General features: G+C 68.1%; 19 protein-coding genes and 3 tRNA genes. 8 read left to right on the forward strand and 14 right to left on the reverse strand.

What is annotated here, in order from left to right:
- Positions 1 to 34 precede the first annotated feature (34 nt).
- The 3 genes from alaS (at position 35) to SLW52_RS18565 (ending at position 3,209) form a co-directional block, all read left to right on the forward strand.
- Positions 35 to 2,686: an alanine--tRNA ligase gene (gene alaS / locus SLW52_RS18555; RefSeq protein ID WP_320740941.1), complete on the forward strand. Its 2,652-nt coding sequence runs from the start codon at positions 35 to 37 to the stop codon at positions 2,684 to 2,686.
- A 136-nt stretch (positions 2,687 to 2,822) separates the two neighbouring features.
- Positions 2,823 to 3,035, forward strand: a complete 213-nt coding sequence (gene csrA / locus SLW52_RS18560; protein ID WP_010341308.1) for a carbon storage regulator CsrA — start codon at positions 2,823 to 2,825, stop codon at positions 3,033 to 3,035.
- Positions 3,036 to 3,116: 81 nt separating this feature from the next.
- A tRNA-Ser gene (locus SLW52_RS18565) sits at positions 3,117 to 3,209 on the forward strand.
- 497 nt (positions 3,210 to 3,706) lie between these two features.
- On the opposite strand, the gene SLW52_RS18570 is transcribed toward SLW52_RS18565, so the two are convergent.
- The 5 genes from SLW52_RS18570 to SLW52_RS18590 all read right to left on the reverse strand — a co-directional run bounded on the left by SLW52_RS18570 (position 3,707) and on the right by SLW52_RS18590 (position 9,232).
- The gene (locus SLW52_RS18570) at positions 3,707 to 4,273 is read right to left on the reverse strand and encodes a hypothetical protein (protein WP_295911488.1); all 567 of its coding nucleotides are present in this window, start codon (positions 4,271 to 4,273) and stop codon (positions 3,707 to 3,709) included.
- Positions 4,274 to 4,842: 569 nt separating this feature from the next.
- Positions 4,843 to 5,013, reverse strand: a complete 171-nt coding sequence (locus tag SLW52_RS18575) for a CsbD family protein (protein ID WP_153750853.1) — start codon at positions 5,011 to 5,013, stop codon at positions 4,843 to 4,845.
- Between the two features lie 260 nt (positions 5,014 to 5,273).
- A complete protein-coding gene (locus tag SLW52_RS18580) occupies positions 5,274 to 5,825 on the reverse strand; it encodes a CPBP family intramembrane glutamic endopeptidase (RefSeq protein ID WP_267116726.1) in 552 nt (183 codons plus the stop codon).
- 340 nt (positions 5,826 to 6,165) lie between these two features.
- Entirely contained in the window at positions 6,166 to 8,301 is a 2,136-nt protein-coding gene (gene glgX / locus SLW52_RS18585; RefSeq protein ID WP_320740940.1) for a glycogen debranching protein GlgX, read from the reverse strand.
- Between the two features lie 229 nt (positions 8,302 to 8,530).
- Positions 8,531 to 9,232, reverse strand: a complete 702-nt coding sequence (locus SLW52_RS18590; protein ID WP_320740939.1) for a pirin family protein — start codon at positions 9,230 to 9,232, stop codon at positions 8,531 to 8,533.
- Positions 9,233 to 9,381: 149 nt separating this feature from the next.
- On the opposite strand from SLW52_RS18590, the gene SLW52_RS18595 reads away from it, so the two are divergent.
- From SLW52_RS18595 to SLW52_RS18605, 3 genes are all read left to right on the forward strand, one after another.
- Positions 9,382 to 10,317 (forward strand): LysR substrate-binding domain-containing protein, encoded by a 936-nt coding sequence (locus SLW52_RS18595; protein ID WP_267094731.1) that lies wholly within the window; start codon positions 9,382 to 9,384, stop codon positions 10,315 to 10,317.
- A 140-nt stretch (positions 10,318 to 10,457) separates the two neighbouring features.
- Positions 10,458 to 11,447 carry a DedA family protein/thiosulfate sulfurtransferase GlpE gene (locus tag SLW52_RS18600; RefSeq protein WP_320740938.1) on the forward strand — a complete coding sequence of 330 codons (990 nt, stop codon included), beginning with the start codon at positions 10,458 to 10,460 and terminating at the stop codon, positions 11,445 to 11,447.
- 384 nt (positions 11,448 to 11,831) lie between these two features.
- Positions 11,832 to 12,626, forward strand: coding sequence for an SDR family oxidoreductase (locus SLW52_RS18605; protein WP_320740937.1), 795 nt, complete (start codon positions 11,832 to 11,834; stop codon positions 12,624 to 12,626).
- 232 nt (positions 12,627 to 12,858) lie between these two features.
- Here the strand turns inward: SLW52_RS18605 and SLW52_RS18610 are convergent.
- The 9 genes from SLW52_RS18610 to SLW52_RS18650 form a co-directional block, all read right to left on the reverse strand.
- Positions 12,859 to 12,935 (reverse strand) — tRNA-Arg (locus tag SLW52_RS18610).
- Between the two features lie 170 nt (positions 12,936 to 13,105).
- Positions 13,106 to 13,182: transfer RNA gene (locus SLW52_RS18615), tRNA-Arg, on the reverse strand.
- Positions 13,183 to 13,245: 63 nt separating this feature from the next.
- Entirely contained in the window at positions 13,246 to 14,115 is an 870-nt protein-coding gene (locus SLW52_RS18620; protein WP_320740936.1) for an alpha/beta fold hydrolase, read from the reverse strand.
- Positions 14,112 to 14,921, reverse strand: coding sequence for a bifunctional hydroxymethylpyrimidine kinase/phosphomethylpyrimidine kinase (gene thiD, locus SLW52_RS18625; protein ID WP_320740935.1), 810 nt, complete (start codon positions 14,919 to 14,921; stop codon positions 14,112 to 14,114). Before thiD ends, SLW52_RS18620 begins: the two co-directional genes overlap by 4 nt.
- A 47-nt stretch (positions 14,922 to 14,968) precedes the next feature.
- Entirely contained in the window at positions 14,969 to 15,637 is a 669-nt protein-coding gene (locus SLW52_RS18630) for a YoaK family protein (protein WP_320740934.1), read from the reverse strand.
- Positions 15,638 to 15,721: 84 nt separating this feature from the next.
- Positions 15,722 to 16,183 carry a hypothetical protein gene (locus tag SLW52_RS18635; RefSeq protein WP_320740952.1) on the reverse strand — a complete coding sequence of 154 codons (462 nt, stop codon included), beginning with the start codon at positions 16,181 to 16,183 and terminating at the stop codon, positions 15,722 to 15,724.
- A 29-nt stretch (positions 16,184 to 16,212) separates the two neighbouring features.
- A complete protein-coding gene (locus SLW52_RS18640) occupies positions 16,213 to 17,613 on the reverse strand; it encodes a PhoH family protein (RefSeq protein WP_043095042.1) in 1,401 nt (466 codons plus the stop codon).
- 82 nt (positions 17,614 to 17,695) lie between these two features.
- The gene (locus SLW52_RS18645) at positions 17,696 to 18,175 is read right to left on the reverse strand and encodes a peroxiredoxin (protein WP_017916955.1); all 480 of its coding nucleotides are present in this window, start codon (positions 18,173 to 18,175) and stop codon (positions 17,696 to 17,698) included.
- Between the two features lie 65 nt (positions 18,176 to 18,240).
- Positions 18,241 to 18,816, reverse strand: coding sequence for a glycine cleavage system protein R (locus SLW52_RS18650; RefSeq protein ID WP_087943489.1), 576 nt, complete (start codon positions 18,814 to 18,816; stop codon positions 18,241 to 18,243).
- Positions 18,817 to 18,982: 166 nt separating this feature from the next.
- On the opposite strand from SLW52_RS18650, the gene dapA reads away from it, so the two are divergent.
- Together dapA and SLW52_RS18660 are read left to right on the forward strand one after the other, a co-directional pair.
- Complete coding sequence (gene dapA / locus SLW52_RS18655) at positions 18,983 to 19,891, forward strand: 4-hydroxy-tetrahydrodipicolinate synthase (RefSeq protein ID WP_320740933.1); 909 nt, start codon at positions 18,983 to 18,985, stop codon at positions 19,889 to 19,891.
- 17 nt (positions 19,892 to 19,908) lie between these two features.
- Positions 19,909 to 20,433, forward strand: coding sequence for a hypothetical protein (locus SLW52_RS18660; RefSeq protein ID WP_010343910.1), 525 nt, complete (start codon positions 19,909 to 19,911; stop codon positions 20,431 to 20,433).
- Positions 20,434 to 20,495: the final 62 nt, after the last annotated feature.

The raw sequence follows: 20,495 nt of genomic DNA on the forward strand, positions 1-20,495 counted from the left end.
CCAGGACGCCCGTCCGCTCGTCTATAGCCAGCCCATGAACGCACCCGCCAAATTCTCCACCTCCCAGATCCGCAGCGACTTCCTCGACTTCTTCAAGGGCAAGGGCCATACCATCGTGCCGTCCGCACCGCTGGTGCCCGGCAACGATCCGACGCTGCTGTTCACCAATTCCGGCATGGTGCAGTTCAAGGACGTGTTCCTCGGCGCCGAGAAGCGCAGCTATGTGCGCGCGGCGGACGTGCAGCGCTGCCTGCGCGCCGGCGGCAAGCACAACGACCTCGATTCGGTCGGCTACACCGCGCGCCATCACACCTTCTTCGAGATGCTCGGCAACTGGTCGTTCGGCGACTATTTCAAGAAGGACGCCATCGCCTGGGCCTGGGAGCTGCTGACCCAGGTCTGGAAGCTGCCGGCCGAGCGCCTGCTGGTCACCGTCTACCATACCGACGACGAGGCTTACGGCCTGTGGCGCGACATGATCGGCGTGCCCGCCGAGCGCATCGTGCGCATCGGCGACAACAAGGGCGCGCCCTACGCCTCGGACAACTTCTGGCAGATGGCCGACACCGGTCCCTGCGGCCCATGCACCGAGATCTTCTACGACCACGGCGCGCACATCGCCGGTGGCCCGCCGGGGTCGCCCGACGAGGATGGCGATCGCTTCATCGAGATCTGGAACCTGGTGTTCATGCAGTTCGATCGTCAGCCCGACGGCACCCTGGTGCCGCTGCCGGCCCCCTGCGTGGACACCGGCATGGGCCTGGAGCGCCTGGCCGCGATCCTGCAGCACGTGCACACCAACTACGAGATCGACCTGTTCCAGACGCTGATCCGCAAGGCCTCCGAGCTGACCGGTACCGCCGACCTGGAGAACAAGTCGCTGCGCGTGATCGCCGACCACATCCGTGCCTGCGCATTCCTGATCGTTGACGGCGTGCTGCCGTCCAACGAAGGTCGCGGCTACGTGCTGCGCCGGATCATCCGCCGCGCCCTGCGCCATGGCTGGATGCTCGGCGTGCGCCAGCCGTTCTTCAGCAAGCTGGTGCCGACCCTGGTGGAACTGATGGGCGAGGCCTATCCGGAACTGACCGCCGCCCAGGACACCGTGCTGCGCGCCCTGCAGGCCGAGGAAGAGCGCTTCGCCGAAACCCTCGATGCCGGCATGAAGATCTTCGAGGACGTCGCCGCCAAGGCGCAGGGCGGGATGATCGCCGGCGAGGACGCCTTCCGCCTGTACGACACCTACGGCTTCCCGCTGGACCTGACCCAGGACATCGCCCGCGAGCGCGATCTGCGCGTGGACGAGCAGGGCTTCGAGACGGCGATGGACGAGCAGCGCCGGCGCGCGCGCGAAGCCGGCAAGTTCGGCGGCGGCGTGCAGCTGCCGGCGGATCTGGTGGCGACGCTGGCCCCGACCGTGTTCCTGGGGTACGACAGCCTGCAGGCCGACGGCCTGCGCGTGGTCGCCCTGCTCAAGGACGGTCGTCCGGTCCAGTCGGCCCAGGCCGGCGATGCGGTGATCGTGCTGACCGACAAGACGCCGTTCTATGCCGAATCCGGCGGCCAGGTCGGTGATCTCGGCACACTGACTGCCGCCGGCACCCGGGTGACAGTCACCGACACGCAGAAGTTCGCCGGCCAGTTCCATGGCCACGTCGGCACCCTGGAAGAAGGCAGCCTGAAGCTCGGCGACGTGCTCGCCGGTGAGGTCGATGCCGAGCGCCGCGGCGCCACCATCCTCAATCACTCGGCGACGCACCTGCTGCATGCGGCCCTGCGCGAGGTACTGGGCACCCACGTCCAGCAGAAGGGCTCGCTGGTGGCGCCGGATCGGCTGCGCTTCGACTTCTCGCATTTCCAGTCGATCGGGGCCGAGGAACTGGCGCTGATCGAGCGCAAGGTCAACCAGCAGGTCCGCGCCAACAATGCGGCCGAAGTGCACCAGATGGGCATGCAGGAAGCGCTGGACTTCGGCGCGATGGCGCTGTTCGGCGAGAAGTACGGTGAGCGCGTGCGCGTGCTGAAGATGGGCGACTACTCCACCGAACTGTGCGGTGGCACGCACGTCGGCCGGACCGGGGACATCGGCCTGTTCAAGATCACCAGCGAAGGCGGCGTCTCTGCCGGCGTCCGCCGCATCGAGGCGGTGACCGGGCAGGGCGCGCTGGACTACGTGGCGGCCGAGGAGGCCCGGCTGCGCGAGGCGGCCGACCTGGTCGGCGGTAACAGCCATGACGTGGTCGACAAGATCCGTCAGCTCGGCGACCGCTACAAGCGCCTGGAGCGGGAGCTGGAGGCGCTGAAGGCCAAGCTGGCGTCCGGCGCCACCGCCGACCTGGCCGGCTCGGCGATCGACGTGGCCGGTGTGAAGGTCCTCGCCGTGCGACTGGAAGGCTTCGATGCCAAGGCCCTGCGCGAGGCGATGGACCGTCTGAAGCAGCAGCTGGGCGATAGCGTGATCGTCCTGGCCGGCGCCAGCGAGGGCAAGGTCGCCCTGGTCGCCGGCGTGAACGGCAGCCCAATGGGACGGGTCAAGGCCGGGGAACTGTTGAGCCATATCGCCGGTCAGATCTCGGGCAAGGGCGGCGGCCGCCCGGACCTCGCCCAGGGTGGTGGCGAGGACGGGCCCGCCCTTGCCCCCGCACTCGCCGGCGTCCCCGCCTGGGTCAAGCAACATCTCCCCTGAACATCCGAACGCCGCGCCTTGCTGGCAGGGCGCGGCTTCCCGTAACATCACCCCTCTTTTCACTTTCATTATGGGGCGTGCCGCAGCGCGGGCGCCGTGCCGGTGAGACCCACCGGTTCCCTGGAGAATTCTAAAAATGTTGATCCTGACTCGCCGGGTAGGCGAAACCTTGATGATCGGCGATTCGGTCACCGTGACGGTGCTTGGGGTCAAGGGCAATCAAGTGCGTATCGGCATCACCGCGCCGAAGGACGTTGCGGTGCATCGCGAAGAGATCTACCAGCGCATCCAGCGCGGCGACGAGCCGAACTCCCACGGCGGCGGTCACGGCGACCAATCTGCCGATTGATGCGTCGAAAGGGTTTACCTGAGACCCCACAACCCGGTATTCTTCGCGCCCGGTCGCGGAATATCCGCAGCGCAGAAATCCGGAGTGATGCCCGAGTGGCTGAAGGGGCTCCCCTGCTAAGGGAGTATAGGGTCAAAAGCTCTATCGAGGGTTCGAATCCCTCTCACTCCGCCAGTGTCAAGGAAACGCCCGCAAATCAACGATTTGTGGGCGTTTTTCTTTTTCGCCACCTTGGACACTCGCTTGGACACTTCCATGCGAGTAGCGCACTACCTCACGCGCGGCGAGACCGGCCGCTACTACGTTCGTTTGCGCGTTCCTGCTGACCTGTAGACACAGATCCATCTGGGGACTGCGCTTGGGCGATGACGTCGTCGTCACACCTGAGCAGGCGCTCCAGGCCCGGCGCAAGAATGGCCGGCTTGGTGCCATGATCGGATTGATCGCCTTGCTTGGAACGGGATACTTTCTGCATCGCGCTCGCAAGGCGTAGAAAGGCCGTCCTGACAGTCTCGGCGCCGCCGAGTCTTGATCTGCGAACAAGAAAGACAAACTGGACCAGTGGTCTCCGGCAAGAAGCGTGTTTCGCCATGTTTCTATTCCGGGCGAGCACAGGGAGGGGCCGCCTGACGCCCGAATTGGCATTGGTGGCGCATGACACAGCGCTGATTTCAGCTGTCCGTGTCGAGGGTCATCATGATGTGGATGATTCTTCCATGTTCAAGCTGAAACGAGAGGCGCTTGTTTTTGGTCTCATAGGAGCGCCAGTGCTGGCCATCGCTGTCATCCGTCGTGCCTTGGCCATAGGTGTTGATCAGCACATTCTGCGTGTCGCCGATCGCGATACCTCTAGCCGTTCTGATCGCGGGTACGTTGATGGTGATCTGCGCAATGACGTAGCTGTCGATGTCGCGTTGCTCTTTTTGCCAGGATAGGTTTGCCGTATAGATGTCAAACCCGGCATAGCGATGCTGGTAGTACTTGTAGCTTGTCTCCCCGGCGGGCACGTCTCCTACAAAACTCTCGCTGATCTGGGTGCCTGCCTGCGTCCTGGTTTGCTCGCTCCAGCGTTCACCCAGGGCGAAAGAGTGGTTGTTGATGGCTACGGCGAAGTCGCTTTCGGTCATTTCGGCAGGTGCTGCGCGAGCTGCTGCCGCAGCAGTCATATCCGCCTGGGCGGCAGGAAGCAGCAGGAGAAGCAAGAACGCTGCTCTTCTGGGGGAGGTAATCGTGTGCATCGATGCTTTGAGTGGGGGCGGAAACATCAGGGGCGTGTTCGTGTTCGTGGTCGGGAGCCTGTACACATCCGCGGGCTGTCAGATCACACAGTGCGTTGCGCATCGGGCGAGTTTGTCCCGATGCAGCGCGACGTGAGCCTCAGTATGGTGGGATGCATGGGGTGGCGCCAGCGCTTCCGGACTGGCATGCGCCAAGCGACGTCAGGGTGGTGCCTGCGCAACAGTTCGGCGTCGATCTGATCGGGCGTGTAATTGACTGTTTGCGGGTCGATCCGAGTCCACAGTGCGCAGCGCATCGGGTCGTTTGGGATGCGCCTGGTAGCGCTGTCGGCAAACCGCTCCTGGATGTGCCGTGTTCGATCGCCTTGCTGTCGAGGACTGATGCCGTGGCAGCTTGTTGAACGCTGTACTGCGTCTCGCTACTCCAGTCCACCCGTTGGTCATTGCGGAGGCCTGTGTGCACCCCGTGGAGCTGCGCATCAGGCGAATCGACAACGAGTCGGCGAGGTGCAGGTCGCTCGCAACAACTCCCCTGCCATTGGCGGCAGGGGAGCACGAGAACCTGGAACTCAGCCGCGCGCCTGGTCGCGCGCCTTGCCGACTTCGCTCTGTACCTTGCCGGCGTTCTTCTGCATCTTGCCTTCGACTTCCTTCAGCTTGTTGCCGGTGACCTTGCCGGCGACTTCCTTGATGGTGCCCTTGATCTGGTTCTTGGCGCCTTCGGTGCGATTCTTGTCCATCGTTGACTCCGCAGTAGGGATGCCCTCAAGTGGGCATCGCCAAACTGCGCGCAGGCCGGTGGCGTGCAAGTGAAATTGAGCGGACGTGCGCTCCATCATTTAGGCAGCGGACGGGTTGGGTGCCGAGGCCTGTAGCGGCGACCGCGCGCGTCACGGTGCCCTGTCCGGGCTTTCGTGCTCGGTGCTTTCATCGCGGGAATACGAGCACGGCGACATGTCCTTTCATCTGCCTGCTGGCGGCCCTCGACCGCGCTGCGCGCTCAGTACCAGCCCAGATACAGGGTGGTCACGCCCCAGGTGTCGATCAGGCCGTGCGCGAGGATCATGGCCCACAGGTTGCGCCTGGAGCGCAGATAGGCATAGCCGAACATCGTGCCGACCACGCCGGTCAGCAGGATGCCGGACGCGCCTTGCGCGGCGTGCATCAGGCCGAACACCACGCCACCGGCCAGCGCGGCGATCCAGCGGCCGCCGCGCAGGCGACCCAGCAGGGCATCGAGCTGATGCATGAGGAAGGCACGGAACACCAGTTCTTCGCCAAGCGCCGCGCTCAGCCATGCTGCTCCGATCAGGTGAAGGGTGGCGTCGACGTTGCCCTTCAGTGCGCCGTAGGCGCTGTAGTCGGTCTTGTGTCCGGTGATGGTGTCGATCAGCGGTTGCAGCACCGGTGTGATGAAGCCGACGGTCAACAACACCAGCAGCGCTGTCCAGCCGATCACGGACACCAGGCGAGGGCGTGCGACGCCGCAGGCCTTGGAGGAACGTGTCTCGATCCAGACCAGGCAAAGACCGAGCAGGCCGACCACGGGCATGCGCCACGGAAACGGGAGCCATGCATAGGACGCCAGCGCAAGGATCGCGGCGCTGAGCGCAATACGCAGCAGCGGGTGGCGCACGAAGGAGGTGTAAGACGTGGCGTGGGTGTTGCCTTGCGCGGAGTGCTGCATGCCTGACCTGGAAGGAAGCGGGCATTCAGCCTAGCGAGCATGCGCCATCGAGCACTGTGCCAAAGGCCATGTAGACCAATGCAATGCAGCGAGCCGTAGGGAAGATGCAGATGTCAGCATCGCGCGTCGCCAGCGGCAAGCGCTGGCGACGTAATGCAGGCGCGGACGCGTCAGTCCGCGCGCAATCCGAAGTGGCGAGTGGCGACTATGCGCGCGCCGTCTGACACTCGAACACGCTGATGCTGCGCGGCGGCGCCAGGAACTCGCTGGCACCGGCCGGCATGCTGTCGACCTGCAGCGCGTCGTCGGTGGACAGCACCAGCTTCCAGTGCAATTCCTCTTCCGAAGACGGCAGCACGAAGCTGACGCCCTCGTGGTAGGCGTTGATGACGATCAGCAAGGTGTCGTCGTTGGCCAGCTCCCTGACGCCGGACGTTTGCGCCTTGCCTTCCAGCAGCAGGCCGACCGAGCGCGCGCCGGCATCGGTCCAGTGCGCATCGTCCATCTCGGTGCCGCCGGGGTTGAGCCAGGTCAGGTCGCGCACGCCCGCATCTTCGTTGTACTGGCCGTTGAGGAAGCGACCGCGGGTCAGAATCGGGTAGCGCTGGCGCAGCGCGCTCAGCGCCTTGACGAAGGCGGTGAGGCGGCCCTCGGTGGGGTCGCGCTCCCAGTCGATCCAGGTGATGTCGTTGTCCTGGCAGTAGGTGTTGTTGTTGCCGCCCTGGGTTTGCGCGCGTTCGTCGCCGGCCAGCAGCATCGGCGTGCCCTGCGACAGCAGCAGTGTCGCCAGCAGGTTCTTCATCTGCCGCTCGCGCAGGTGCAGGATGCCGGCGTCGTCGGTCTCGCCTTCGGCGCCGTAGTTGCAGGAGCTGTCGTGGTCGGAGCCGTCGCGATTGTCCTCGCCGTTGGCTGCGTTGTGCTTGCCGTTGTAGCTGACCAGGTCGTGCAGGGTGAAGCCGTCGTGCGCGGTGATGAAGTTCACCGAGGCCCACGGTCGGCGCCCGCGCCGATCGAACAGGTCGGCCGAGCCGGTGAAGCGCGTGGCGAATTCGGCGAGCTTGCCCTCGTCGCCCTTCCAGAACGCGCGGGCGTTGTCGCGGAACTTGTCGTTCCATTCCGACCAGCCGGGCGGGAAGTGGCCGACCTGGTAGCCGCCGGGGCCGCAATCCCAGGGTTCGGCAATCAGCTTGACCTGCGACAGCAGCGGATCCTGGTTGCAGGCGTCGAGGAAACCGCCGCGCTGGTCGAAGCCGGTGGGTTCGCGACCGAGGATGGTGGCCAGATCGAAACGGAAGCCGTCCACGTGCATCTCGCCGGCCCAGTAGCGCAGCGAGTCGTTGACGAACTGGATCACCCGCGAGTTGCTCAGGTTGAGCGTGTTGCCGGTGCCGGTGTCGTTGATGTAGTAGCGCTTGTCCTCGGCCAGCCGGTAGTAGCTGGCATTGTCGATGCCGCGGAAGGAGAGGGTGGGGCCCAGCTCGCTGCCTTCGGCGGTGTGGTTGTAGACCACGTCGAGGATCACCTCCAGGCCCTGGCGGTGCAGCGCCTTGACCATGTCGCGGAACTCGTCGCGGTGGCCGCTGGCCAGGTAGCGCGACTTGATCGCGAAGAAGCCCAGCGTGTTGTAGCCCCAGTAGTTGCGCAGGTCCTTGTCGAGCAGGTGTTGGTCGTCGAGGTAAGCGTGGACCGGCAGCAGTTCCACCGCGCTGACGCCCAGTTCCTTGATGTAGCGCAGCACCGGCTCCTGGGCCAGCCCGGCGCAGGTGCCGCGCAGCTCGTCCGGCACCTGCGGGTGGCGCATGGTGTAGCCGCGGACGTGGGTCTCGTAGACCAGGGTCTCGCTCCACGGCGTCATCAGGCGCTGGTCGTCCTCCCAGTCGTAGGTGTCCTCGACCACGACGCACTTGGGCATGAACGGCGCACTGTCGCGCTCGTCGAAACTGAGGTCGCCGTCCGGGTGGCCGACCGTGTAGCCGTACAGTTCGTCGGCCCAGATCAGGTCGCCCTCGAGTTCGCGCGCGTACGGGTCCAGCAGCAGCTTGTTGGGATTGAAGCGGTGGCCTTCGCTGGGTTCATAGGGGCCGTGCACGCGATAGCCGTAGCGCTGGCCGGGCTTCACGTCGGGCAGATAGCCGTGCCAGATTTCGTTGGTGTATTCGGGCAGGTCCAGGCGCGTTTCGGTGCCGGCCTCGTCGAACAGGCACAGTTCCACGCGCGTGGCGTGCGCCGAGAACAGCGCGAAGTTGGTGCCCTGGCCGTCGAACACGGCGCCGCGGGGGAAGGGGCGCCCTTCGCGGATGCGCGAGGGGGTGGCATAGGCGGCGCTGGTCGGGTGGCGCATCGGCAGGCTCTCGGCCGGCACGCCGGCAGTAGGGGAGGGAGAGCGGAAGCATTGACGTGGAGGCCGTGCAGGACGCGTTACGGGGTGCCGAGGATGGCGTGAGGATGCTGGCATTGCCGCGAATGCAGCGACCCACGCAGCGACGCCGTGGCGCCGCTGCGTGGGCGGATTTCGCGAGACCGTCGCGGCCCGGTCCAGTGGGCCGCGGGCGCGACCTGGCCTGACCTGCTCAGCGCGGCAGGTCGAACAGCAGGAACTCGCTGTCCTGGGCATCGGCGAACTGCAGGCTGGCCTCGTCGACCGCCTGGACCGCGTCGCCGGCCTGCAGGGTCTGTCCATTGACGCTCAGCGTGCCGCGCACCACCTGCACGTAGGCGCCGCGCCCGGCCGCCAGCGGGTAGTCCAGGCGCGCATCACCGTCGAGGATCGAGGCGTAGATGCGCGCGTCCTGATGGATGCGCACCGCACCGTCCTCGCCCTGCGGGGTGGCGATCAGGCGCAGCTGGCCGCGCTTGCTGTCCGGGGCGAAGTGCTTCTCCTCGTAGCCCGGATCGATCCCGGCGCGCTCGGGCATCACCCAGATCTGCAGGAAGTGCACCGGCTCACTGGCGGAGTGGTTGAATTCGCTGTGGGTGACCCCGGAGCCGGCGCTCATGCGCTGCACGTCGCCGTAGCGCAGCACCGAGCCGTTGCCCATGCTGTCCTTGTGCTCCAGCGCGCCCTCGACCACGTAGGACAGGATCTCCATGTCGCGATGGGCGTGGGTGCCGAAGCCCTGGCCCGGCTGCACGCGGTCCTCGTTGATCACCCGCAGCGGCCCGAAGCCCATGTGGCGCGGGTCGTGGTAGTGGCCGAAGGAGAAGGTATGACGCGAGGACAGCCAGCCGTGTTCGGCGCGGCCACGGGTGTTGGCGGGGCGGATCTGCAGCATGGGAGGCTCCTTGGTGGCGTTGATGTGCAAGTGGATCGAAAGCGCCGCGCGGGTTGATTTCGCGTGCGCTTCGGCTTGGAAACAAGTATCGGTGCTGTCGCCGGGTTTGAAAAACGGATAGATTCGGCATCCATCATCGAAAAATTCGAATGCTCAAGCTCAGCCTCGATGCCCTGCAGATCCTCGACGCCATCGACCGTCGCGGCTCGTTCTCGGCCGCCGGCAAGGCGCTGCACAAGGTGCCGTCGACCATCTCCTACACCGTCGCCAAGCTGGAGGAGGACCTGGGCGTGCAACTGTTCGAGCGGATCGGGCCGAAGGCGGTGCCGACCGCCGCGGGGGCCGAACTGCTGCGCGAAGGCCGTCACCTGCTGCGCGCCGCTGGCGACCTGGAACTGCGCGTGCGCCGCGTGGCCTCCGGCTGGGAGACCGAGTTCGCGCTGGGCCTGGATGCGGTGTTCGCGCCGGAATGCCTGGCGCAGGACATGGCGGCGTTCTATGCGGTTGCCGACCAGACCCGGCTGCGGGTGGTGCAGGAATCGCTGTCCGGCACCTGGGAGGCGTTGTTGGACCGGCGGGTGGATCTGCTGGTCGGGGCGGCCGGCGAAGGGCCCAGCGGCGGCGGCTACGTGACCGAGCCGCTGGGCACGCTGCCGTTCGTGTTCGCGGTCGCGCCCAATCACCCGCTGGCGCAGGCGCCGGAACCGCTCAGCCGCAGCCAGCTGAGCGCACATCGCGCGATCGCGGTGGCGGATTCGGCAAGGCGGTTGCTGCCGCGCACGGTCGGGCTGCTGTTCGGCCAGGACGCGCTGACCGTGCCGGACATGCGCAGCAAGTACCGGCTGCAACTGGCCGGGCTCGGCTTCGGCTTCCTGCCCGAGCCCTATGCGCGCGCCGCGCTGGCGCGCGGCACGCTGGTGCGCAAGACGGTGGAGGAGCCGAAGCCGGACGAGGTGTTCCAGCTGGCCTGGCGCAGCGGCGAGGAGGGCGCGGCGCTGGCCTGGTGGCGCGCGCGCATGCGCCAGCCGGGCGTGTTCGCGGCATGGCTGGCGCAGATGGCGGCGCGGCTGGACGAGGGCGGATGATGGCGTGCGGGGCAACGGCACCGCGTGCTGCACGGCGGCGATGGATGGGTCTGTTCCGCCGGTGATGCCCTGCTGCCTGCGCGCGCGGTGGGCGACGGGAGGATAATGCGCGGCATCTTCTTCTTTCCGCCCGCCACGCCATGCAGGACCTGATTGCGCGCTACGGACTCGGGCTGGTCTTCGTCAATGTCCTGGCCTTGTCGCTGGGCCTGCCGGTGCCGGCGCTGCCCACGTTGATCCTGGTCGGGGCGACCTATGCGCTGCTCGATGGCGCGGCGATGTGGAGTGCGTTGCTGGGCGCCTTGTCGGTGTCGATCGCGGCGAGCTTGCTCGGCGATCTGCTGTGGTTCGGCGCCGGCCGCCGCTACGGCAATCGCACGCTGCAGTCGCTGTGCCGGCTGTCGCTGTCGCGCGACACCTGCATGAAGCGCACCGAGCGCTTCTATGCGCGCTGGGGTGTGCGCGTGCTGGCGGTGGCCAAGTTCGTGCCCGGCCTGTCGATGGTGTCGGTGCCGATGGCCGGCGCGATGCGCGTGCGTCCGACGGCCTTCCTGCGCTACGACGCGCTGGGCGCGGCCTTGTGGGCAGGTGTCGGGTTGTTGCTGGGCCTGTGCTTCGCCGACCAGGTGCAGGACTTGCTGGACTGGCTGAGCCTGCTCGGCAGGCGCGCGGCGTTGCTGCTGGTCGGCCTGCTGGCGCTGTACGTCGGCTACCGCGCCTGGCGCCGGCAGTCGCTGCGCAAGGCAATGGAGACCTTGCGCATCGAGGTCGACGATCTGCATGCGCTGCTGCAGGGCGAGACTCCGCCGCTGGTGTTGGACATTCGTGCGCCGGGCTACCGCACGCTGGAGCCGTATGCCATCCCCGGTGCGCTGGAAGTGGACGATCGCCAGGTCGATGCGCTCGTCGCGCGCTTGCCGCGCGACCGCCGGATCGTCATCTACTGCGCCTGCCCGAACGAGGTGTCGGCCGCGATCCTGGCCAAGCGTCTGCGCCAGCACGCATTCGAAGGCGTGCTGCCGCTGCGCGGTGGCCTGGATGCGTGGCGTGCGGCGGGCCATCCGCTGGTCGCGCTGGACGCTGCGGCTGCCGTGGCGCCGCCGCCGAAGGGCGACACGATCGCGGCGTGAGTCGGTGTGGCGGAGGCGTCATGCCTGTCGATGGCGCCTGCGATGCACAGCCGTGCGTGCGCGCCGGCTGATGCAGGCGGGTGCGTTGTCCGTGGGCGCGCGCGGGCGGCTGTGCGCGGCGAGGCAAGTTGTGCCGTCATGCGCTTGATCCTGTTGCCTGCGCCGTCTGCGCCTCGCTGATGCGGCGACCCGCTGCAATGGGCAAGCTTCACGTCGCGACGTTCACTTGCCGTTCCTTGCCTTGCGGTTGGAGGCGCACATGATGAATCGACACAACGAATCGACAGAGCGACCGGCGCGGCCAGCCCGTGTCTGCGGCGACGACCTCGCAGGGCGTGCGCCGAAGCGACTCCTCATCCTCAACCTCATCCTTGGGAGACAGCCATGCACATCGATCTATCCGGTAAAACCGCCCTCGTCACCGGCTCCACCGCCGGCATCGGTTTCGGCATCGCCAAGGGCCTGGCCGCGGCGGGCGCCGAGGTCGCGCTCAACGGTCGCGACCAGGCCCGCACCGAGGCCGCGGTGGCTGCCCTCAAGCGCGACCTCGTCAATGCCCGCGTGCGTGCCGTGGTGGGCGACGTGGCGACCGCGGCCGGCTGCGAGGCGATCGTCGCGGCGCTTCCCGCCGTCGACATCCTGGTCAACAACGCCGGCATCTTCGGCATGCAGGATTTCTTCGACACGCCCGACGCGGAATGGGAGCGCTTCCTGGCGGTGAACGTGCTGTCCGGCGTGCGGCTTTCCCGCGCGTATCTGCCGGCGATGGCGGAGAGGGGGTGGGGGCGTGTGCTCTTCGTCTCGTCCGAGTCCGGGCTCAACATCCCGGTCGAGATGATTCACTACGGCGTGACCAAGACCGCCGATCTCGCCCTGTCGCGCGGGCTGGCCAAGCGCATGGCCGGCACCGGCGTCACCGTGAATGCCATCCTGCCCGGGCCGACGCTGACGGAAGGCGTCGCCGCCATGCTGTCCGACCAGGTGCAGCAGTCCGGCAAGCCGCTGGACGAGGTCGCTGCCGACTTCGTCAAGGCGCATCGCGCCAGCTCGATCATCCGCCGCGCCGCGACGGTGGAAGAGGTCGCCAATCTCTGCGTCTACGTCGCCTCGCCGCAAGCGTCCGCGACCACCGGTGCGGCGCTGCGCGTGGATGGCGGCGTGGTGGACACCATCGCCTGAGCCGGGCAGGGGGCTCTGCATTCGCGCACGCGAGGCCGAGGCGGCGCGCGCCGCCGCCTCGTAATGTCTGGCGGATCGCCGGCGCTGGAGTTGAAGTGCCGATGCGCGAGGCGGTGCCGTGATCGGCACATCTTCCGTGTGCATGCGTCACTCGTCGTTGCGCGCGTCGTGCAATCGGAATCACGCAGGCAAAAAAAAACGACAAGCGCTGGCTTGTCGTTTTTGATCTGACTGGTGCGCCCGGAGAGATTCGAACTCCCGACCGCCTGGTTCGTAGCCAGGTACTCTATCCAACTGAGCTACGGGCGCGTTGTCAGGCGCGGGATTATTCACGAGTTGCGGCGATTCGTCTACATCTGCGTGTCGTCGGCATGACGAATCGCGAACGAGTGCGCTCCCGGAGCGGTCTCGATGCGATCGCATTGCGGCGGCAGGGCAAAAAAAAACGACAAGCGGTGGCTTGTCGTTTTTCATCTGACTGGTGCGCCCGGAGAGATTCGAACTCCCGACCGCCTGGTTCGTAGCCAGGTACTCTATCCAACTGAGCTACGGGCGCGTCGTCAGGAGCGGAATTATGCGGGAGTCGATCGGGCCCGTCAATGCTCTTTCCGGAAAAATTTCACCGATCCCCGGCCAGCAACGCTGCGGCCACGGCCGCAGGCCGCTTCATCCAGGCGAAATGGTCGGCGGCTACGCCCAGTTGCGTGGCGTCCAGGCAGCGGATCTGCGGCGCCGGCGTGGCCAGCTTGTCGAGCAGGCCGCGCAGCGAACTCTCCGGCGCCAGCCAGTCGTCCTGCAGTACCACGCCACGCGCCGGCAGCGTCAGATGCGCCAGTTGCGCCTCCAGGTCGATCGCCAGGCCGGCCGCGGCGTAGCGGCCGCTACGGCCCACGCGCGCCCAATCGGCGATCAGGCCGCGCGCTTCGGTGCCGCCAAAGCCCAGGCGGCGTCCATGCAGCACGCCTTGCCGCTGCGCCAGCCATGGCAGCAGGCGGTACGCCAACGGCAGCAGATAGCCGCGCGGCGCGGGAAAACGGCGCCAGTACGGCGTGCCGCTGGCGACCAGCCACAGCGCGGCGAAGGCCTGCGGCTGCAGGCTGGCGTAGCAGCAGGCGAGCTGTCCACCGAGGCTGTGGCCGCCGACGAGCAGCGGCGCCGCGATCCCGCACCCGGCGATCGCCGCCTGGCTGGCGGGCAGGTCCAGGTGCAGCAGGGCGCGATAGCCCCAGTCGCATTGCCGCGACGGCCGCAGCGTGCTGCTGCCGTTGCCGCGCCATTCGTGCAGGAACACCGCGACGCCGTGTGCGGCCAGTGCTTCGGCGAACGGCAGGTAGTGGCGCGCGGCCACGCCCAGCGCGGGCAGCCACAGCAGCGCCTGCCGCGGTGCGTCGGGAACGCGCGCCAGCAAGCTCCAGCGATGGCCGTCGGCCGCGGCGACGGGCAGGGCGTGCTCGGCGACCGCCGCCGCGGCGATGGGCGCTGCGCTCATGGGCCGCGCGCCGCGCCGAAGTGATCCAGCACTGCCACGTCGCTGCGGCCGGGCCGGTAACTGCCGCGCAGGGCGCGCGCCACATAGTCGATCGCCGCTTCGCAGGCGGCCGGCAGCGCCAGGCCCTGGCACAGCTGTGCGGCGATCGCCGCGGCCAGGGTGCAGCCGGTGCCGTGCGCGTCCAGCGTCAGCCGCGCATGGCTGAACTCGCTGCGGCTGACGCCGTCGTCGTAGCGGTCGATCACCCGCTGGCCTTCCTTCAGGTGGCCGCCCTTGAGCAGTACCGCCTGCGCGCCGGCCTCGAGCAGCGCGGCGGTGGCGTGCTCGGCGTCGTCGGCGGTGTCGATCGGGCGGCCGAGCAGCAACTGCGCTTCCGGTACGTTCGGCGTCACCAGCGTCGCCAGCGGCAGCAGGCGCTGGCGCAGCGCATCCAGGGCATCGTCCTGCAGCAGCTTGGCGCCGCTGGTGGCGACCATCACCGGGTCCAGCACCACCCACGGTGGGCGATATTCTTGCAGCGCATCGGCGACCAGGTGGATCACCTCGGCGTTGGCGAGCATGCCGAGCTTGACCGCGCCGATGTCGAAGTCGGCGAAGCAGGCATCGATCTGCGCGCGCAGGAACGACAGCGGCGGCACGTGCACCGCGGTGACGCCGCGGGTGTGCTGCGCGGTCAGCGCGGCGGCCGCCGCCAGCCCGTGCACGCGGTGCGCGGCGAAGGTCTTGAGGTCGGCCTGGATGCCGGCGCCGCCGCCGGAATCGGTGCCGGCGATGCTCAGTGCGGAGACGACGGTGGGTTCGCTCATGCGCCGATTGTGCAGGGCCGGCGCGGGTTATGCACTCGGCCGCGCCTTCAGCGCTCGCGGCTGCGGTAGTGCGCCTGCAGCGCGTACAGCGTGCCGACCGTGCCGGTCAGCACGGCGGGGCCGAGCAGTGCGTCGAAGCCGACCTGCCGATAGGCCCAGGCGCCGAGCACGCCGCCGCACAGAAAGCCGCCGATGATCAGCAGGCTCAGGCGGATGCGCCGGCGCGGCAGCGGCAGGCCGCGCAGCGCCTGGCCCAGGCCAATGCCCAGATCGGTGAACATGCCGGTGAGGTGGGTGGTGCGCACCACCGCGCCGCTGTAGATGGTGGTGGTGGCGTTCTGCAGGCCGCAGGCGATCGCGGCGAGCACGGCACCGGCGAGTTGCTGCTGCTTGAACGCCTGCATCGCGGCCAGCAGCAGCAGCGCCTCCAGCGCCAGCGCCACGCCGTAGCGGCGGCCCAGGCGCAGGCGGCTGTCCTGCACGATGAAGCCGCCGAGCATCGATCCGCCGAGGAACGCCAGCACTACGCCGACCAGTTGCGCGATCGCGCGGGCGTCGCCATCGGCCAGCGCCGCGCCGAGCAGGGTCGTGGTGCCGGTGAGGTGGGTGACCGCCTGATGTTCGAAGCCGAGATAGCCGACCACGTTGACCATGCCGGCGACCGCGGCCAGCGTGCCGGCGAAGGCCCAGGCCCAGCGGGGCAGTTCCAGGTTCATGCCGCGCGCGATGCGGCCGCGGCGCGGCGACCGCGGTGCGCGGCCGCCCCGGCACGCCGCCAGTGGCACCTGACCGCAGCCATCTCAACGTGCGCCGTTGACCGCGATCTCGGAGAAGCGGGCGCTCGCCGGGTCGTAGACCGCGCCCCAGAAACGGTTGCCGCCGCCGCAGGCCTTGACCGCGTCGACCGTGGGGTCGCGCTCGCTGCTGTCGTCCGGCGCGAAGGCGTTGACGTAGATCGCCTGCTTGCCGCGGTACAGGATGCCGACGTACTGGCGATCGGACGCGGTGGGGTCGGCGATCTGCGGCTGCAGTTGCGCCAGGTGCGCTTCCAGTTGCGCGATCTGCTCCGGGGTCGGAATCCAGTAGCCGGTGACCGCGCCGTCCTGGCGCGCCGGGCTGTCGCGCGAGCAGGTGTCCAGCACCTGCGTCGCGGTGCTGTTGCGGGTGACGATCCACGACTGCCCGGCCTTGACCGCGGTCGGCACCATGGCCGGCCCGCGCGCGGTGGCGCAGGCGCCGAGCAGGGCCATGGCCAGCGCCATGCCTGCCAGGCGCACGCCGGCCGCCGCGTTCACAGGACCTCCGAGGCGTAGTCGGCCAGGCGCGAGCGCTCGCCGCGGCGCAGGGTGATGTGTGCGCTGTGCGGCCAGGCCTTGAAGCGGTCCACCGCGTAGGTCAGGCCGGAGGTGGTCTCGGTCAGGTACGGCGTGTCGATCTGTTCGACGTTGCCCAGGCACACGATCTTGGTGCCGGGGCCGGCACGGGTGATCAGCGTCTTCATCTGCTTCGGGGTCAGGTTCTGCGCCTCGTCCAGAATCAGGTAGCGCGACAGGAAGGTGCGCCCGCGCATGAAGTTCATCGAGCGGATCTTGATGCGGCTGGCAAGCAGGTCGTTGGTGGCCTGGCGGCCCCAGGTGCCGCCTTCCTGGGTGTGGGTGAGCACTTCCAGGTTGTCGGTGAGCGCGCCCATCCACGGCGTCATCTTCTCTTCCTCGGTGCCGGGCAAAAAGCCGATGTCCTCGCCGACGCTGACCGTGGCGCGGGTCATGATGATCTCGCGGTAGCGCTGCTGGTCCATGGTCTGCGCCAGGCCCGCGGCCAGCGCCAGCAGGGTCTTGCCGGTGCCGGCGGTGCCGAGCAGGGTGACGAAGTCGATTTCCGGGTCCATCAGCGCGTTGAGCGCGAAGTTCTGCTCGCGGTTGCGCGCGGCGATGCCCCACACCGCGTGCTGGCCGCTGCGGAAGTCGTCGACCAGCGCCAGCGTCGCCTTGCGCTCGGCGTTGACCTTGACCACGCGCAGTTCCACTTCGTCCTCGCCCGGCAGGTACAGGTACTGGTTCGGATACCAGTCCTCGTCGGCGGCCAGGGCGATCTCGTAGCAGGTGCGGCCCTTGTCGCTCCAACTGCGCAGGTCCTGGTTGTGCTTCTGCCAGAAATCCTCCGGCAGTTCGATCGCGCCGGTGTAGAGCAGGCTGAAATCGTCGAGCGCGCGGTCGTTCTCGTAATCCTCGGCGACCAGGCCGCTGATCGCCGCCTTGATCCGTAGGTTGATGTCCTTGGACACCAGGATCACCGGGATTTCCGGGTGCTCCTCGCGCAGCGCCAGCACCGCGGCAAGGATCTTGTTGTCCGGGGCCACGCTGCCGAAGCTGCGCCCCGGCTCGACCGGGCGCACCTGGAAGTACAGCCGGCCGATGGCGCCGGTGCTCTTGAGCTGGATGCCCTGCGGATGGCTGAGCGGAATGCCGGATTCGATCTGCTCGGCGCCGGCGCCCTCGATCAGCTCGTTGAGGAAACGGCTGACCTGGCGCGCGTTGCGGCTGACTTCGGACATGCCCTTCTTGGCATTGTCCAGTTCCTCGATCACCTGCATCGGCAGGAACACGTCGTGTTCCTCGAACTTGAACAGCGCGGTCGGATCGTGCATCAGCACGTTGGTATCCAGCACGTAGATGCGCTTGCCTCGGGTCATCATGGATTCCTGAAAGAGGAGCAGGGACGCGCCATCGCTGCCTGCGGGGCAGGGCGATGCGGGGTGCGGGAAACGGCGGTGATCACTGCTGGGCGGCGGCCTGCAGCGCGTCGAGCACGGCCTGGGCGTGGCCGGGAACCTTGACCTTGCGCCAGCTGCGGACCAGCTGGCCGGTCGGCGAGAGCAGGAAGGTGCTGCGCTCGATGCCCAGCACCTGGCGGCCGTACATGTTCTTTTCCTTGATCACGTCGAAGGCGCGGCACAGCGCCTCGTCGGCATCGCTGACCAGTGCGAAGCGGAAGCCCTGCTTGGCGCAGAAGTTGTCGTGCGACTTCACCGAGTCGCGCGACACGCCGAGCACGGTGGCGCCGGCCTGTTCGAACTGCGGCAGCAGTGCGTTGAACTCGATGCCCTCGGTGGTGCAGCCGGGCGTGCTGTCCTTCGGGTAGAAATACAGCACCAGCCAGCGGCCGGCGTAATCGCCGAGCGTGGCGCTGGCGCCGCCGGACAGCGCCAGCGGCAAGGCCAGCGTGGTGCGGTCCAGGGTGTCGCCGTCCTTCATGGGGTGTCCTCCGCGTGCATCGCCATCATCTGCGTTCGATTGCGTCGGTGTCCAGCGCGGCGCACTCAGAACTTCATGGGATCCATGATCGCGTCCAGGTTGAGGTGGTCGCAGAACTCGAGGAAGTCGTCGCGCAGCGCGGCGATGTGCATGTTCGCCGGCACCCCGATCGTCACCTGCGCCGAGAACATCTCCGCGCCGGTCTGCATGGCGCGGTAGCGCGTGCTCTGCAGGTTCTCGATGGTGATGCCCTGGCGGTCGAAGAAGTCGGCAAGCTGGAACAGGATGCCCGGTTTGTCGGCGGCGATGACTTCGACGATGTACGGCAGCAGATTGGACTGCGCCTGCTTGGCGCCGGTGCGGTACCACACCAGCTTCATGCCTTCCTCGCGGTCGAGGCGGGTGAGCATGGCTTCGAGCTTGGCCACCGAATCCCACGAGCCGGTCGCCAGCGCGGTCACCGACACGTCGCGGCCGACCGTGGCCAGGCGCGCATCGACGAGATTGCAGCCGCTGTCGGCGATGCGACGCGTCACCGGCAACAAGGGCGACTCCGGATGCGTCGTGTAGGCGTTGATCAGGAGGTGGTTTTCGGTCGGCGCGGGCCGGGGCGTGGTGTCGGTCAAAGGGGCTTCCGGCATTGCGTAAGGCTGAACGGCATCCGGGCGGTCGCCCGGCATGGTGTGCAGCATACTTGCCCGCGCTTTCGGGCCGCAAGTAACATGCGGGGCGACCCTGCCCCGCGTGCGGGGCCGACCCGTCCGCGCAGCCTGCGCGGCCCTCTTCTCCCAGCGAGCACCCGGCATCTTGTCCCTCTCCGGCATCATCACCGCCCTGGCCACGCCCTTCCAGGGCAATGGCGACCTCGACCTCGACGCCTGGCAGCGGCTGCTCAAACGCCAGCTCGACGGCGGCGTGCAGGGGCTGGTGGTGGCGGGATCGACCGGCGAGGCGGCCACGCTGCTGGACGAGGAGTACGACCGGATCCTGCGCGAGGCGGTGCAGACGATCGGCGGGCGCGTACCGGTGCTGGCCGGGACCGGCCTGTCCGGCACCGCCAAGACCGTGGCGCTGACCCAGCGCGCCGCCGCCGGTGGCGCGCAGTACGCGCTGGTGGTGACGCCGCCGTACGTGCGCCCGACCCAGGCGGGGCTGGTCGCGCATTACACCGCGGTCGCCGAGCAGGGCGGCCTGCCGGTGGTGCTGTACAACGTGCCCGGCCGCACCGGTTGCGACCTGCTGCCGGAGACCGTGGCGCACCTGGCGCAGCACCCGAACATCGTCGGCATCAAGGATGCCAGCAGCGACCCGCAGCGCATCGCCGCGCTCGCCGCCCTGCGCAGCGATCGCTTTGCCGTGTTCAGCGGCGACGACGGCAGCGCCGCGCAGGCGATGCTGGCCGGCTATGACGGGCTGATCTCGGTCGCCTCCAATGCCTTGCCGCGCGCTTACCGGCGCCTTTGCGACCTGGCGCGTGCGCGCCAGGCCGAGCCGGCGCAGGCCTGGGACGCGCGGTTGCAGCCGTTCCATGCGTTCTGCGGCATCGAATCCAACCCGATTCCGGTCAAAGCGCTGCTGCAGCGCGCCGGGATCGGCCACGGCCTGCGGCTGCCGCTGCTGCCGCTGTCCGCGGCGCACCATGCCACGGCCGACCGACTTGCCGCCGACGCTGCCGCGTTGGAAGACCTATCCAGCCGCGAAACGCTCGCGGCCTGACTCCAGGAGATTGATTGATGCGTGCTTCCGTTCCCTACGTCCGCGTGCTGTCGGCCGCCGTGCTGGCGACCACCCTGGTCGCGGCCACCAGCGGTTGCAGCTGGTTCCACAAGGGCAAGCCGCGCGGCGACTACGCGCTGGCGCCCGACATGCGTCCGCTGGAAGTACCGCCGGATCTGACCTCGCCCGATACCTCGGCGGCGATGAAGGTGCCGGCGCTGGCCTCGGCGCAGCGTCCTGCGGCCCCGGCCGGCCAGGCCCCGGCGGCGTCGAACAGCGGCTTCGTGGTGCCGGGGACGCGCGACCAGGTATTCGGCCAGGTCGGCGACGCGCTGGGCGGCATCGAAGGCGTCACCATCGCCAGCCGCGCGCAGCTGCTGGGCTCCTACGACGTGGCCTACGAAGGCAGCAACTTCCTGGTGCGCGTGGTGGCGGTGGATGCCGGCGTCTACGTCTCGGCGGTGGACCCGCGCGGCCTGCCGGCCACCGGCGAAGCGCCGGTCAAGCTGATCGCGGCGTTGAAGGCCAAGCTGGGTCATTGAGCCGAGCCGGTGTGGTCCGGCGCCTGCGCCGGATCTGCTGCAGAACGCGAAACGGGCGCCCA

Origin of the sequence: Xanthomonas sp. LF02-5, from assembly GCF_034105325.1 — a bacterium.
Taxonomy (GTDB): Bacteria; Pseudomonadota; Gammaproteobacteria; order Xanthomonadales; family Xanthomonadaceae; genus Xanthomonas_A; species Xanthomonas_A sontii.